Source organism: Litchfieldia alkalitelluris, assembly GCF_002153425.1.
In the GTDB taxonomy this organism is placed as follows: Bacteria; Bacillota; Bacilli; order Bacillales; family Salisediminibacteriaceae; genus Evansella; species Evansella alkalicola.
The window spans coordinates 2,820,502-2,835,254 of record NZ_KZ119600.1; the positions used below are offsets into that span (position 1 = coordinate 2,820,502).

The window sequence follows — 14,753 nt, forward strand, 5'->3', positions numbered from 1 at the left end:
GAGACGGATCTCAACTGTTATTATGACTTTCTCTTTAACTCTTTTAAAAAAATTTTATCTTCCTCTGTCAACTCTATGTTATCCAATAAATCAGGACGCCTATCAAACGTTCGCTTTAATGACTGTTCTCGACGCCAACGTTCGATATTTGCATGGTGACCAGATAGAAGAATTTCAGGAACCTCAAAGTCCTTAAACTTCGCGGGGCGTGTGTAATGAGGGTATTCAAGTAAACCTGTGCTGTACGAGTCGGTTACTGCTGAAGTCTCATTCCCTAGTGCACCAGGTAAGAGCCTAGTAACGCTGTCAGCGATTACCATTGCACCTATTTCCCCACCAGTAAGGACATAGTCTCCAATAGAGATTTCATCTGTTACAAGATGTTCGCGAATCCTCTCATCATAGCCTTCATAATGACCACAAATAAGAACGAGATGATCTTCAGCTGCAAACTCCTCAGCTTTTTTCTGATCATACCGCTCCCCTTGAGGGCAAAGGAGAACTACTCGTGTAGGTTTCTTCGCCTTTAAACTATCTTTCGTGCTTTCTACTGCATCAAAGATTGGTTGAGGCGTTAAAACCATTCCTCCGCCACCACCATAGGGGTAATCGTCAACCTTGCTATGCTTATGAGTAGAATATTCCCTAAAATTAATTACATCGTATTCAACAATTCCTTTTTCTTGAGCTTGGTTTAAAATAGATTGTTGAAAAACACCTGTAAACATATCTGGGAACAACGTCAATATGGAGATCTTCATTCTAGCAACCCTTCCATTAATTCAACCACTATCTTTTTATCTTCTACGTCAATTTCTTTAACAACTTGTTCAATATAAGGTAATAGAATATCCTTCCCATTCCCTTTACGTTGAACAACCCATACGTCATTTGCTCCAGGTGAAAGAATTTCCTTTACTTTACCTAGTTCTTCTCCAGCTTCTGTAAAAACATTGCACCCTACTATTTCATGATAATAGTATTCTCCTTCTAGAAGTTCATCATCTATATTTTCAGGATCAACTTGAAGGATTTTCCCTTTGAATTGTTCCACTTCATTTACATTGTCATATCCTTCAAAGGTTAACAAATCAAACTGTTTATGTTTTCGCCATGAGGAGACTTGTAATGGGGTTCGGTCCCCCTTTTCATCAGTCGCGTAAAGGGTGTTTCCTGCCGCATATCGCTCTTCAGGGAAATCCGTTCGTGAGATCACTCGAACTTCACCACGGATACCGTGAGTATTTACGATTTTCCCCACATTAAGCCAATCAGTCATCTTCCATGCCTCCTTGGCGGATTTCATATACAACACCATCTTTAATTACAATTTCTGTACCTTTCATTATTTCTTCCCAATTATCCCCTTCTTCAACCTGTTCGATCATTTGAATTGTTCCTTCACGGACTTCTGAACCTAACTCAAGTTCGTCCAGTTGTCCTAGTTTCAATTCAAGCTGACGGAGACGGTCTTTCCTCCTCCCCATCTCTCGTTTAAAGCTATCTTTTAATGAAGTTTGATAGTTAAGATTGTTTTTATTAGCCTTTAGTTTTTTATGTAATACGAATTCAAGCTGCTGAATTTCTTTATTTAATTGATACTGTCTGCTTAAAAACTGTTCTTTGAGCCTCGTTTTGCTTTTTTCTGTAAGAATTTGCTTCACTACTACCTTTTTTATAATTTCCATTCACGCCACCTCCAATTAGTTATTTTAGTTAGTTTACCGTGAATATATAAAAATACGGAAAAAGGGAGAGGACACACCTCACCCTTTAACCGATTTCTAAATTAATACGTTTGTTTTGATTCGTACCAGCTGCATTCACAACTGATCGAATCGCTTTTGCGATGCGGCCTTGCTTGCCAATCACTTTCCCCATGTCGTCCGCGTGAACTTCTAACTTCAGTGTGAGTGATCTACCGTTTTCAACCTCTGTAACACGAACATCATCAGGGTGATCAACAAGGGCCTTTGCAATTGATTCAACGAGTTCTTTCATGTCACTCACCTTTAACGAATATTTTCACACGAAGGACATTATTTTACGTTCTTCGCATTGTGAAGCTTTTCCATTAAGCCAACGTTTGAGAACAAGTTACGAACTGTATCGGAAGGCTTTGCGCCATCTAACATCCATTTCAACGCTTTTTCCTCATCAACGTTAAATTCAACTGGGTTTTTCAATGGATTGTAAGTTCCCAGTTCTTCAATAAAACGACCATCACGTGGAGAACGAGAATTTGCAACAACTACGCGATAGAACGGAGATTTTTTTGCTCCCATTCGCTTTAAACGAATTTTTACTGCCATGTGTTTCACCTCCAAATATCATTCACACAATTAAGTATATTATCATAAACTTTCGAGTTGGACAACCCCTAGTAAAGTAAAAAAACTTTACAGAGCTCTGTTTTGAATATTTTGGCATACAATGAGGCGGAAAATCATACTTTTTTTACATAAATGGAAGTTTGAAACCACCTTTTTTCTTGCCTTTCCCCTGCATTCCTGCCATTTGTTTCATCATTTTCTTCATTTCTCCAAATTGCTTTATGAGACGGTTTACTTCCTGGATGGTCGTGCCGCTTCCCTTGGCAATTCTCCTACGGCGACTTGCATTAAGAATAGATGGGTCTTCTTTCTCAGCCTTAGTCATGGACTTAACGATGGCTTCTATATGTCCAAGTTGCTTATCATCCACTTGGATATTTTTCATACCTTTCATTTTTCCAGCACCAGGCATCATGTTTAATAATTCATCTAAAGGCCCCATACTTTTCACTTGCTCTAACTGTTCAAGAAAGTCATCAAACGTCAATTCGTTTGATCTCATTTTCCGTTCCAGTTCTTTCGCCTTTTCTTCATCAACATTTGTTTGGGCTTTTTCAATAAGTGTTAAAACATCACCCATTCCAAGAATTCTGGAAGCCATTCTTTCTGGATGGAAAGCCTCAAGGGCATCGATTTTCTCTCCCATACCAGCGAACTTAATTGGGGTATCTGTAACAGCTTTAATTGACAACGCAGCCCCACCACGAGTGTCCCCATCTAATTTGGTTAAGACAACTCCAGTGATACCTAAACGCTCATTAAAGCTTTCAGCAACATTCACTGCATCTTGACCTGTCATGGCATCGACAACGAGCAATATCTCATCAGGAGAGGTAAGTTCTTTTATCTCTTCTAATTCGTTCATTAGCTCTTCATCCACATGCAATCGACCTGCCGTATCAATAAGGACATAATCATGGTGGTCCTCTTTTGCCTTTTCCATTGCATTTTTTGCAATTTCAACCGGACTCACTTGATCTCCCATGGAAAACACTGGCATATTAAGTTGTTTCCCTAATGTTTCTAACTGTTTAATCGCCGCAGGCCTATATATATCCGCTGCAACCATCAGAGGATTACGATTATGCTTTTTTCTGAGGTGATTAGCAAGTTTTCCAGTTGTCGTCGTCTTACCAGCACCTTGTAAACCTACCATCATCACAACTGTAGGAGGTTTTGATGCGACAGCAATCTTACTTTGCTCCCCACCCATGAGATTTGTCAGTTCCTCATTAACTACTTTAATAACCTGTTGGCCAGGGGTTAAGCTTTTTAACACCTCTTGACCAATGGCACGTTCTTTCACAGTGGAAATAAACTGCTTCACTACTTTAAAATTAACATCCGCTTCTAATAGGGCAAGACGAACCTCACGCATCATTTCTTTCACATCAGTTTCGGTTACTTTCCCTTTTCCACGGAGTTTGCTAATCGTACCTTGCAGCCTTTCCGCTAATCCTTCAAAAGCCATACATTTTGCCCCCTATTCCAGTTTCTCGAGTGCCTCTACGATCTCGATCATTGTATCGGGACTTCCTTGTTCCATAATTGCTGTTTTCAGTCTTTGAATTAAAGCTTGACGTTCTTCATATCTACGAAGAAGCATGAGCTTCGTTTCATATTCCTCTAACAAAGCTTCTGTCCGTTTAATATTGTCATAAACGGCCTGACGACTTACATCAAACTGTTCAGCAATCTCACCTAATGACAAATCATCTAAATAGTACATTGTCATATATTGATTTTGCTTTTCTGTTAGAAGAGCCTGATAAAAATCATATAAATAATTCATGCGGATTGTCTTTTCTATCAAGAGTCTCACCGCCTCGTTAAGGAAATTCACTTTACAACATACAATACTACAAGAGATCCCAAACTGTGTCAAGTTTTTATCTTGACGTAATATAAAATATAAGAATCATGCATTTGCAGGAGTCTAATTAGTTCTCAGCTGCTTCTTCAGCCTGTTCTAATACATCTGCAAACAAGCCATGAACATATTGATCAGCCTGAAACTCTTGTAAATCGTCCATTCCCTCACCAAGACCAACAAACTTCACTGGGATATCAAGTTCATGACGGATAGCAAGTACGATCCCACCTTTTGCAGTTCCATCGAGCTTTGTAAGGACGATACCAGAAACATCTGTTGCTTTACCGAACGTTTTCGCTTGACTCATAGCATTCTGACCTGTTGTTGCATCTAGTACAAGTAGTACTTCATGTGGTGCATCAGGAATTTCACGAGTGATCACTCGTTTAACCTTTTCTAATTCATTCATAAGATTAACTTTATTTTGAAGTCTTCCTGCTGTATCACATAGAAGGATATCTGCATTTCGAGACTTAGCAGCTTGAACGGCATCATACATTACTGCAGCTGGATCAGAGCCTGCCTGTTGTTTAATAACATCTACACCAACACGCTCTCCCCAAACTTCTAGCTGTTCTATGGCACCTGCTCGGAAAGTATCGCCAGCAGCTAACACTACATTTTTGCCATCCTCTTTGAACTTGTGTGCAAGCTTTCCAATCGTCGTGGTCTTCCCCACGCCGTTAACTCCTACCATCAAGATAACAGTTAGGCTATCTTCCTGGATATTCAATTCTGTTTCCTCTTCAGACTTTTGCAACAGTTCTGCTAGTTTTTCCGAGATAACAGGTTGAATATCTACTGCTTCTTTGATGTTCCTTGTTCTAGCTTCATCCTTTAAATCATCAATTAAGTCCATCACTGTATGAACACCAACATCAGCAGATATTAAAATTTCTTCAAGTTCTTCAAAAAATTCTTCATCTACTTTTCTATAGTTTTTTACAAGGTCATTCATTTTTCCTACAAAAGAGTCTCTCGTTTTTGAAAGACCGCCCTTAAACTTTTCAGTAACTGTCTCTGTCTGACCTGTAATCTTTTCTTTTAGTTTCTTAAAAAAACTCACTTGATACCCTCCGCTTCTTTCATAGGTACTTATTTTACTCCAACTAACTCTTTACTCTCTTCCAATCTTACGGACATGAGTTTAGATACACCAGATTCTTGCATGGTTACACCATAAAGAACGTCTGCTTCTTCCATCGTGCCTTTTCTGTGTGTAACGACAATGAATTGCGTTTCATGACTAAAATCCTTCAAGTACTGGGCGAATCGAACGACATTTGCCTCATCTAAAGCTGCTTCCACCTCATCAAGGACACAGAAAGGTACTGGGCGAACTTTTAATATGGAAAACAATAAGGCAATAGCAGTTAAAGCGCGCTCTCCCCCTGATAATAGTGCAAGATGCTGCAACTTCTTACCTGGAGGCTGAGCCACAATTTCAACTCCTGTATTTAGGAGGTCTTCAGGGTTTGATAAAATAAGGTCAGCCTGGCCACCACCAAATAGCTCTTTAAATACTTCGTGAAAGTGCGATTGGATCTGTTCAAAAGTTTCTTTAAAACGTTTTGTCATCTCCTCATCCATTTCAGAAATGACCTGATGTAAGGTTGCCTTCGCGTCCTCTAAATCTTGTTTTTGTTCTGTTAAAAACTCGAAGCGTTCCTTCACTCTGTCATATTCTTCTATGGCGCCGACATTGACAGACCCTAACTCATCAATTGCCATTTTTATGAGCTTTACTTTTTTCCTACCTTCCTCTAGTTCAACATGAAGAGGGTATTGAGACTTTGCTGCTTCGAATGATAATTCATATTCTCCTTCTAGCTTGTTTAATCGATTGTCTAAATCTACATCTAAACGATTAACCCTCACTTCTGTCTCATGAAGAGAGGAGGAAACAAATTTAAGCTGTCTCTTATGCTCTTTGAGCTCCCTTTCCCCATCATCATGCTCCTGCTGAATAGCAAGTCGCTCTGAACGACGTTTGGAAATAAGGTTTATTGTTTGATCCTTCTCAGTGCGACGCCTCTCAATAACCGTATCAATCGTATCCGCGTCCTCTGATTGAGAAGACATTTCCCGCTCCAACTGGAAGTATTCATTTTCTTTTAACTCTAATGTTTTCGATACATTCTCTAAAGACTTCTCTATTCGTCTATAGTTTTCTTGTGAGTAATGTAACTGTTCCTCTTCCTTGGCTAATTGAATTTTAGTTTCAGTTATTTGGGAAGAAAGTGTTTCTTTTGTTGTTTTTTCATCTTCCTGTTGTCTCGAAAGCTTTTTAATTTTATCGTCCAAGGCTACTATTTTTTCTTCACACAGCTTAATTGAATCAGCTAAAACCTTTAATCTGTTTTCTTTTTCGTGAAGCTCAGCTACAAACTCATTTTTCTCCATATCATATAACTTCAAACGTTCGTTGACATTTCCTGCCGCAAGCTCAAGCTCATTTAACCTTGACTTCTTTAACTGTTCTTCCTCTCGTATCTGCTCTCCCTCTTGCTGTAAAACACGAATTTGCTCTTGCAATAACCTTATTTGATCTTTAGAAGATGAAACATCACCTTGTAATGTATCAGAATCACGCTCAAGTTGAACAAGTTTACTTGTCACTCGTTCTAGTTCCTGTTGTCTGCCCAAAATTTGACTCTGCTTTTGCTTCATACTTCCACCTGTCATAGCACCACCAGGATTAATAACATCCCCATCTAAGGTTACTACTCTAAAACGGTACCTTGCTGCTCTTGCCAGATCATTCGCTGACTTCATATCTTTTGCAATGATAATGTTTCCAAGGAGGTGTGACATTACTTGATCAAATTGACCATCAAACTTCACTAAATCCTTTGCCATTCCAATAAAGCCATTCTGTTGTCGCACTAGATTTAAATCAGCAGAAGGGATATTTCTAGGCTTTATTACGTCCATTGGAAGGAAAGTCGCACGACCTAACTTTCGTTGTTTTAAAAACTGAATAGCTTTTCTTCCAGTTTGTTCATTCTCTACAACAACGTGCTGTTGTGCCGCTCCTAAAGCAATATCGATTGCATTTTCATATTCCTTCGGTACGTGTACTAACTCCGCAACTGCCCCTTTTATCTCTTTGAACTGGCGGTCACGCTCTTTTAATATTTCTTTAACCCCTTGAAAAAAGCCAGAATACTCATTTTGCATTTCTTCTAGTACTTCTTTTCGAGATTTTAGTTGTTGCACATGACGATACGCTTCATAAAGTAAAGTCTCTTTTTTCTGGGCTTGTCCCTCTTCTTTTTCTAATAACCTTTTTTTGTCTTGATATGCTTGAAGCTTATCATTTATTAATTGCTTCGCATCAGTCCATTCCTCACGTGCAACTGCAAGACTTTCATTGATATCATCTCTTTTTTCAATTACCTCTCTGTTATCACGCTCAAGACGTTGCCGCTTTTCTCGTTGCTTCGATAATTGTTCTTCAATATATCTTGACTCATTTTGCTGCGTTGCCTTTTCATTTAGCCACTCGATATAATCAGACTTTAACTGCTCTAATCTGTCTACAGTATTCTGCTCTAATTCTTCAAGCTTACTTTGATGATCAACCAGTTGTTGGCGTGTAGACCTCGTCTTCTCTTTAAAGATTCTCAGCTGCTCCATTTGTTCCTGTAGTTCCTCGGATAACTGTTCCTTTTGCTGTTTCAACTCTGTAATTTCCTCTAGGTATTGCTCTTTGTGCTGTGAAAAGTTCTTCTTCCGTTCTTTCCAAACTTCCTTCTGACCTTCCTGCTTTTCTAATTCTTCACTAGTTTTTAGCAAGATGTCTTGTAAATCATTAATTGATTCATCAATTAGATTCATATCAGACCTTAGTCTTTCAAGCTCAGCTTCCCTTTTTTTCACTGTAGCTTGATAACCACTTTCTTTATCCTGAAGTAATTCCAATTGTTCTTTTTCTTCGCTCCATTTTACATGAAGTTGTTCAATCTCCTTTGCAAGAACACCTACTTCAAACTCCTTCAACTCACTCTTTTTTTCTAAATACTCCTTCGCCACTGAAGCCTGTTCCTTAAGTGGCTCTACTTGTGTTTCCAATTCATATAGAATGTCTTTTACTCTATTTAAGTTATCCTGCGTATCATCCAACTTTTTTTCAGATTTCAACTTACGATGCTTATATTTTAAAACACCTGCTGCCTCCTCAAAAATAGAACGGCGCTCCTCAGATTTACTGCTTAAGATCTCTTCTACACGACCTTGTCCAATAATGGAAAAAGCTTCTTTTCCTAAGCCTGAATCCATGAACAAATCTACAATGTCTTTTAAGCGACATGGCTGTTTATTAATTAGATATTCACTATCACCAGATCTGTAAACCCTTCGTGTCACAGCAACTTCACTGTAATCAATGGATAGATGCTGATCTTCATTGTCTAACACAAGGGTTATTTCAGCCATGTTTAAAGGAGCACGGGATTCACTCCCAGAAAAAATAATGTCCTCCATCTTTGCTCCGCGGAGGTTCTTAGCTGATTGCTCACCAAGTACCCATCGTATTGCATCTGAAATATTACTTTTACCACTGCCATTAGGACCTACTACTGCGGTTACTCCAGATACAAAGTCAATGGACAGCCTGTCTGCAAAGGATTTAAAGCCTACGAGGTCCAGTCGTTTAAGGAACAATATCATTCACCTCTATTAATATCTTTCAAAAAATATTATACATTTTTTCTTAACTTGTTCATTTTACCATAAAGGTGTTGTCATATTAAACGGGATTATGACAGGACTGGTGTTTTTCTTTCGACGTGTTACAATAAATAGTAACTATTTGCTGTTTTCATGATTTATAATTACATCTATATTAATTATTCATCATTAGAAAATAGCCAAAGAAGGGGTGTTTCAATGGGTACACAGGAAAAATCACGAGAAAATCTAAACGCAATGATTGAAGAAATAAAAACAAAACTTCGCATTGTAAATGGTGGGGCAATGAAAGCTGACCATTATTCCCTTGATCGTTTTGACGATGTGGAGGAACTTCATTCTATGGTAATGAAAAAGTCTAACTTCAGCGTAAGTGAGATGGACGCTATTGTCTCAGAGCTAGGTAGCTTACGAGACCGAGTGGAATAATATTTGACTAAGAGACTGGAGCAATTAATACATTGTCCCAGTCCTTTTTTTCTTTAATAAAAATGAAGAATATTTCAAAGAAATAATGAATTATTTCCTCGGTAAGCGCATAAGTCGACAAAAGTTAGCTAAATACGGAGATTCTTGTAGACAAATTCGCGGTATTTTACAAATCCTTGTTTCTTATAAAAATCCTGCGCCTCGACATTTCCAATCCAGTAATCTAATTCTATTAGGTCTATTCCCTTACTTATTGCAATCTCATAAATTTTTTTCATTAAACTTGTTCCATATCCTTTACCCTGATGCTGTTTAATGATGCTAATTTGATGCACATATACAGCCTGATGGGCTTTTGTAAAAGGAGTTCCAGGATGGTTAAGTAATTCAATCCATGCATAACCGATACTGACGCCGTTTTCCATTACAATCAAGAAAAGATAGTTAGGGTTGTGAATCATTTGTTTAAAGAAACCCCTAATTTCCTTCTCGTTATATTCCTTAAAACGATTAGGATATAACTTCACATGTAATTCTTGAACACTTTTATTTAATGAAGCAATTGTATCCCAATCTGTTGTAACCTGAATTTGATCTTTCATCATTCTCCCCCCATTTTCATGGTCGTATTGTCAAAACTTTTTATAGAAAATAGGCTATTAATCTTAATATGTGAGGGTTTTTGAGCAAAAAAATTGCCACCCCCTGATTTCTGTAGATAATTGAGGTTACCACACACCCAATTCCAGAAAAGGAAGTGACAAAAGTTGTACCCTCAAATTATAACCTATTTACTTACATTTATAAAATATCAAGAAGAAATAATTAAGACTTTACTCACTCTACTTATTGGTAAAAGCATGTTTGATAAGCCAAAGTCTACAGAGACTCCTGTAAATAAACCTTATCGGAAACTTCAGGTAGACGACCTTCCGATCGTCGAAACCTTTGAAAAGCTAAACTATAAGGTACTGTTACAAGAGCATAAAATAGCTAAAGGTAAAGTACTAAAACCGGTGAGAAGACATGTGAATTCTACACCTGTTCCTACAACGATAAAATGTCCAAAGTGTGGTGCTCCATCTGAGTATTTATACGCAAATAATGGAGCGAAAGGACAATATCAATGTAAGGTGTGTACGTGCCTTTTCAGTGAAAAGAACCGGTATCTGAAAGAAGCTGTCCTCAAGTGTCCCCACTGTTCTTTTTCACTAGAAAAAGTGAAGGAAAGAAAAGACTTTGATGTTTACAAGTGTAAAAATGATAACTGTACTTACTATCAAAGGAACTTGAAAGGCTTATCTAAAAGAGAGAAAAAGCAATTTGAGCAGGACCCACAAGCTTTCAAGATGCGCTATATCTTCCGTCAATTTCGAATAGATTATCAACCTTTAGCTAAACACTCGCCACAAAAGCCTAAAGTAGATTTAACCAGGCTGTATGTGTCTCCACATACATTAGGACTTATTTTAACTTATCACGTTAACTATGGGCTTTCTGCTCGCAGGACGGCAGCCATCATGAAAGATATACATGGAGTATCTATTTCCCATCAAACCATTTTAAATTACGAGAACAGTGCTGCTTTGTACCTTAAGCCTTTTGTAGATCATTATCCTTATGAGCTATCAGACCAATTTTGCGGTGATGAAACATACATCCGCGTCAATGGTCGTTGGCATTATATCTTTTTCTTTTTTGATGCGGTGAAGAAGATCATCCTGTCTTATCCTGTCTCACCTAATCGAGATACACCATCGGCTATACGAGCTATCGATGAAGTACTCATTAAACTAAAAGAAATACCTAAAGACTTAACCTTTGTCGTTGATGGAAACCCTATCTATCTGTTGGCTCAACACTTCTTTGCCCAACACAACATCTCATTTGATGTGAAGCAGGTCATTGGTTTGACCAACGAAGATGACGTATCCAGGGAATTCAGGCCACTTAAACAAATTATTGAGAGACTCAATAGGACATTCAAAGGGAACTATCGTTCCACGCATGGTTTTGGTTCCAATCAAGGATCTGTTTCCTATGTGACTCTATTCGTGGCGTACTTTAACTTTCTAAGACCACACTCCTCAATTGAAGGTAGAGTCCCTGTGATGATCCCTGAGCTAGAGAAGCTTCCCCACATGCCAGCAAGGTGGACAAGGCTAATATATATGGCACAAGAATGGCTAGCAGAGCAACAAGACTAACTTTTGTTTAGCAGAGCCCTGGAACTAGCGATCGGCGAAGCGAACTCTTGACAAACCGAACTTACCAATGGTTTAAAATGGAAACACCAAGGGCTTATTTGGCATGCCTTCTTTTGTCCCCTTCGCCCTTGATAAGCAACTCTCAAACCATTGGTGTGTTTGTCAAGAGCGATTGCGGCAGCCTCCCTCTCAAAAAAATAATAACCATCTCATGTTGGTCTATTTTTTCATAGAACTTTTGACACTACCCTAATGGTAGCTAATTTAGAAAAGTATGAAAAAATCAAGTGTTTTAGAACCCCCAAATAATGTATTCACAAATATTTCACTTTTTGTTCAATAAACGCTCACAACTTCACAAAATATGAGTGAAAACACCTATAATCATTTTTAAAAATAATTATTACTATAGAAACAGTGTAAAATATTATAGTTCTTTTACTTACTTGCGGTGACTATATTTCACTTTGTTATATAGATATGCCTTTTTTATTTCTCTAAAAAGTAGAATTACTCTACTAGATATTGAACAATACAAAAAATAACTCGCAATTGAATAGGAGGAACATCATGTTTTTTGAATACGATCCGGTCATTTATAGTCGTATCCTAACAGGTCTAACACTTGGTTTTCATGTTATTTTTGCGACCATCGGTGTCGGAATTCCATTAATGATTGCCATTGCAGAATGGATGGGGATCAAACGAAATGATCCCCATTATACTTTGATGGCAAGACGCTGGGCAAGGGGCTTTGTAGTTACGGTTGCCGTTGGTGTAGTAACTGGTACGGCCATCGGTCTACAGTTAAGTCTATTGTGGCCAAACTTCATGCAAGCTGCAGGTCACACGATAGGTTTACCCATGTTTATGGAAACTTTTGCGTTTTTCTTTGAAGCTATCTTTCTAGGAATCTACCTGTATACATGGGATCGCTGGAAGAGCAAAATGAAGCACTTCCTATTAGTAATACCAATTGTAATTGGGGCAACTGCAAGTGCATTCTTCATAACTTCAGTAAATTCATTTATGAACTTCCCACAAGGTTTTACTATGATCGATGGAATCTTAACTGACGTAAGTCCGTTGGCTGCCATGTTTAACCCTGCAACTCCAACGAAAATATCTCACGTAATCATCACGTGTTACTTAACATCTGCATTTATTCTTGGAGCGATTGCTGCTTACAAGCTGTTAAAAGGCAATAATCACATCTATTACAAAAAAGCATTACACTTAACAATGGTATCAGCAGCCGTTTTTGCTATAGGTACAGCAATAATTGGAGACCTGTCTGGAAAATACCTACATGAATATCAACCTGAGAAATTAGCAGCCGCCGAATGGCACTTTGAAACAGAAAGTGAAGCACCATTAATTTTAGGTGGAATCCTTACTGATGATAACGAAGTCAGATATGCCTTAAAAATACCATTTGCACTAAGTATATTAGCTGGTGGCACACCAGATACAATAGTCATTGGACTAAATGATTTCCCTGCTGAGGAACTTCCTCCACTATGGATCCACTATGCCTTTGACTTAATGGTCTTTATTGGAATGTATTTAGCCTTCGTTTCTGTCCTGTTTGTGTTTATGAATTGGAAGAAAAATTGGAACGCTTTTAATCGACCTTTATTATGGAGTGTCTTAGCGGGAGGACCATTAGCCATGCTTGCTATTGAAGCTGGTTGGTTCTTTACAGAAGTCGGTAGACAACCATGGATACTAAATCAGGTTATGACCGTAGCTGAGGGTGCAACGACATCACAACATGTGGATATCATGCTTTATGTATTCATCATTTTATATGCAGTACTTGGAATTACTTGTGTTCGAGTACTTTCACGAATGTTTAAAAATAACCCTGTTGAACGAGAGCTAGAAAAACGTGGTCTTACCCACACGGACGATCGTAAAGCCAACTAAAGGAGGGGTAGGAAAAGATGAGTTACGAAATTTTAGGGATAACTGTACTATGGATCTTTTTATACGGCTATTTGATCGTGGCCTCTGTCGACTTTGGCGCAGGATTCTTTAGCTACTATACGAAACGAACAAAGCAAAATCACATTACTCACAATATTATTCAACGTTACCTATCGCCTGTTTGGGAAGTTACTAACGTTTTCCTCGTGTTCTTCTTTATTGGAATCGTTGGATTCTTCCCAGATACAGCCTATTATTATGGAACAGCTCTTCTCATTCCAGGAAGTGTTGCTATCATTTTATTGGCAATTCGAGGGTCTTACTATGCCTTTGCAACCTATGGTGCAAAGGAAAGTCCACTATATAATTTTTTGTATGGAGCAACTGGACTTCTCATTCCATCTTCCCTTTCTACTGTCTTGACGATTTCAGAAGGGGGATATGTAGTCGTTGAAGATGGGAACGTAAGGTTATTATATGGTGAACTATTCGGAAGCCTCTATTCTTGGGGTGTTGTAGTTTTAGCAATTGTCAGTGTTCTCTTTATTTCAGCTAGTTTCCTTACCTATTATTCATCAAGGGCAAAGGATGAAGGGGCACTAAAATTGCTTCGTAAATATGCACTGACATGGTCTCTCCCTGCTATAGGTATGGGAATCATCGTATTTTTCCTATTAGGAAAACGAAATCCTCTACACTATCAAAATATGGTTGACATATGGTGGGTATTTGGAATCTCTTTTATTGCTTTTATCATTGCAACGTATTTAATTTGGAAGCGCCGTAACTATGGAACGGCATTTATATTAGTAATGATCCAATATTTCGCTGCCTTCTTTGGATATGGAGCAGCACATCTACCTTATTTACTTTATCCGTATTTAACAATATATGATGGTTTCACGAATGAGTCTATGGCACTTGCTCTAGTGATTGCATTTATTGCTGGGCTTCTATTATTGATTCCTTCCTTATACTTGCTCATGCGTACATTCTTGTTTGACGCAGATTATGTGCAAGGGAAAAAATGATGTCCGGCCTCGTAACATGAACAGATTTGATTGAAAAATTAAGTATCCTAATTTATTGAAAAAAGGAGGAGTTACAAATGGATATTACACAATTTCTAATTATGATTGCCCCACCGTTAGTTATGGTGGCATGTGTGGCCCTCGTTTTCCTTTGGGCGACTTACGGAAAAACTCCTAATTATATAAATGAAGATAAAGACAAGGATAATAACGAGCCAGTCCAAAAGGTAGCGAATCAATAAAACGTTAAGAGGGTGCC

The 14,753-nt window shown here is 38.2% G+C and carries 15 protein-coding genes; 5 read left to right on the forward strand and 10 right to left on the reverse strand.

What is annotated here, in order from left to right:
* Window positions 1–20 precede the first annotated feature (20 nt).
* The 9 genes from trmD to smc all read right to left on the reverse strand — a co-directional run bounded on the left by trmD (window position 21) and on the right by smc (window position 8,871).
* Window positions 21–761 carry a tRNA (guanosine(37)-N1)-methyltransferase TrmD gene (gene trmD / locus BW724_RS13510; RefSeq protein WP_088075717.1) on the reverse strand — a complete coding sequence of 247 codons (741 nt, stop codon included), beginning with the start codon at window positions 759–761 and terminating at the stop codon, window positions 21–23.
* A complete protein-coding gene (gene rimM / locus BW724_RS13515) occupies window positions 758–1,279 on the reverse strand; it encodes a ribosome maturation factor RimM (RefSeq protein WP_088075718.1) in 522 nt (173 codons plus the stop codon). The genes trmD and rimM overlap by 4 nt, the downstream gene beginning before the upstream one ends.
* Window positions 1,272–1,688: a YlqD family protein gene (locus tag BW724_RS13520; RefSeq protein WP_088075719.1), complete on the reverse strand. Its 417-nt coding sequence runs from the start codon at window positions 1,686–1,688 to the stop codon at window positions 1,272–1,274. Before BW724_RS13520 ends, rimM begins: the two co-directional genes overlap by 8 nt.
* 85 nt (window positions 1,689–1,773) lie before the next feature.
* Entirely contained in the window at window positions 1,774–2,001 is a 228-nt protein-coding gene (locus BW724_RS13525) for a KH domain-containing protein (RefSeq protein WP_013489117.1), read from the reverse strand.
* Between the two features lie 38 nt (window positions 2,002–2,039).
* Window positions 2,040–2,312: a 30S ribosomal protein S16 gene (gene rpsP, locus BW724_RS13530; RefSeq protein WP_088075720.1), complete on the reverse strand. Its 273-nt coding sequence runs from the start codon at window positions 2,310–2,312 to the stop codon at window positions 2,040–2,042.
* Between the two features lie 145 nt (window positions 2,313–2,457).
* Window positions 2,458–3,804 carry a signal recognition particle protein gene (gene ffh, locus BW724_RS13535; protein WP_088075721.1) on the reverse strand — a complete coding sequence of 449 codons (1,347 nt, stop codon included), beginning with the start codon at window positions 3,802–3,804 and terminating at the stop codon, window positions 2,458–2,460.
* A gap of 12 nt (window positions 3,805–3,816) precedes the next feature.
* Window positions 3,817–4,146, reverse strand: a complete 330-nt coding sequence (locus BW724_RS13540) for a putative DNA-binding protein (RefSeq protein WP_088075722.1) — start codon at window positions 4,144–4,146, stop codon at window positions 3,817–3,819.
* A 127-nt stretch (window positions 4,147–4,273) separates the two neighbouring features.
* A complete protein-coding gene (ftsY, locus tag BW724_RS13545; RefSeq protein WP_088075723.1) occupies window positions 4,274–5,272 on the reverse strand; it encodes a signal recognition particle-docking protein FtsY in 999 nt (332 codons plus the stop codon).
* Window positions 5,273–5,301: 29 nt separating this feature from the next.
* Window positions 5,302–8,871, reverse strand: a complete 3,570-nt coding sequence (gene smc / locus BW724_RS13550) for a chromosome segregation protein SMC (RefSeq protein WP_088075724.1) — start codon at window positions 8,869–8,871, stop codon at window positions 5,302–5,304.
* A gap of 225 nt (window positions 8,872–9,096) precedes the next feature.
* Between smc and BW724_RS13555 the strand changes: the two genes are divergently transcribed.
* Window positions 9,097–9,327 carry a DUF1128 domain-containing protein gene (locus tag BW724_RS13555; RefSeq protein ID WP_088075725.1) on the forward strand — a complete coding sequence of 77 codons (231 nt, stop codon included), beginning with the start codon at window positions 9,097–9,099 and terminating at the stop codon, window positions 9,325–9,327.
* A 128-nt stretch (window positions 9,328–9,455) separates the two neighbouring features.
* On the opposite strand, the gene BW724_RS13560 is transcribed toward BW724_RS13555, so the two are convergent.
* On the reverse strand, window positions 9,456–9,929 hold the full coding sequence (locus BW724_RS13560) for a GNAT family N-acetyltransferase (protein WP_088075726.1): 474 nt from the start codon (window positions 9,927–9,929) through the stop codon (window positions 9,456–9,458).
* A gap of 165 nt (window positions 9,930–10,094) precedes the next feature.
* Between BW724_RS13560 and BW724_RS13565 the strand changes: the two genes are divergently transcribed.
* The 4 genes from BW724_RS13565 (at window position 10,095) to cydS (ending at window position 14,736) form a co-directional block, all read left to right on the forward strand.
* Window positions 10,095–11,534, forward strand: a complete 1,440-nt coding sequence (locus tag BW724_RS13565) for a DDE-type integrase/transposase/recombinase (RefSeq protein ID WP_088075727.1) — start codon at window positions 10,095–10,097, stop codon at window positions 11,532–11,534.
* Between the two features lie 570 nt (window positions 11,535–12,104).
* Entirely contained in the window at window positions 12,105–13,463 is a 1,359-nt protein-coding gene (locus BW724_RS13570) for a cytochrome ubiquinol oxidase subunit I (protein ID WP_088075728.1), read from the forward strand.
* Between the two features lie 17 nt (window positions 13,464–13,480).
* Entirely contained in the window at window positions 13,481–14,494 is a 1,014-nt protein-coding gene (locus tag BW724_RS13575; RefSeq protein WP_088075729.1) for a cytochrome d ubiquinol oxidase subunit II, read from the forward strand.
* A 77-nt stretch (window positions 14,495–14,571) separates the two neighbouring features.
* Entirely contained in the window at window positions 14,572–14,736 is a 165-nt protein-coding gene (gene cydS / locus BW724_RS23660) for a cytochrome bd oxidase small subunit CydS family protein (protein WP_176371413.1), read from the forward strand.
* The last annotated feature ends 17 nt before the right edge of the window (window positions 14,737–14,753 follow it).

Coding starts and splice junctions, on each gene's coding strand:
- trmD (WP_088075717.1), bottom strand. CDS start 761: ATGAAGATCTCCATATTGACGTTGTTCCCAGATATGTTTACAGGTGTT.
- rimM (WP_088075718.1), bottom strand. CDS start 1,279: ATGACTGATTGGCTTAATGTGGGGAAAATCGTAAATACTCACGGTATC.
- BW724_RS13520 (WP_088075719.1), bottom strand. CDS start 1,688: ATGGAAATTATAAAAAAGGTAGTAGTGAAGCAAATTCTTACAGAAAAA.
- BW724_RS13525 (WP_013489117.1), bottom strand. CDS start 2,001: ATGAAAGAACTCGTTGAATCAATTGCAAAGGCCCTTGTTGATCACCCT.
- rpsP (WP_088075720.1), bottom strand. CDS start 2,312: ATGGCAGTAAAAATTCGTTTAAAGCGAATGGGAGCAAAAAAATCTCCG.
- ffh (WP_088075721.1), bottom strand. CDS start 3,804: ATGGCTTTTGAAGGATTAGCGGAAAGGCTGCAAGGTACGATTAGCAAA.
- BW724_RS13555 (WP_088075725.1), top strand. CDS start 9,097: ATGGGTACACAGGAAAAATCACGAGAAAATCTAAACGCAATGATTGAA.
- BW724_RS13560 (WP_088075726.1), bottom strand. CDS start 9,929: ATGAAAGATCAAATTCAGGTTACAACAGATTGGGATACAATTGCTTCA.
- BW724_RS13570 (WP_088075728.1), top strand. CDS start 12,105: ATGTTTTTTGAATACGATCCGGTCATTTATAGTCGTATCCTAACAGGT.
- BW724_RS13575 (WP_088075729.1), top strand. CDS start 13,481: ATGAGTTACGAAATTTTAGGGATAACTGTACTATGGATCTTTTTATAC.
- cydS (WP_176371413.1), top strand. CDS start 14,572: ATGGATATTACACAATTTCTAATTATGATTGCCCCACCGTTAGTTATG.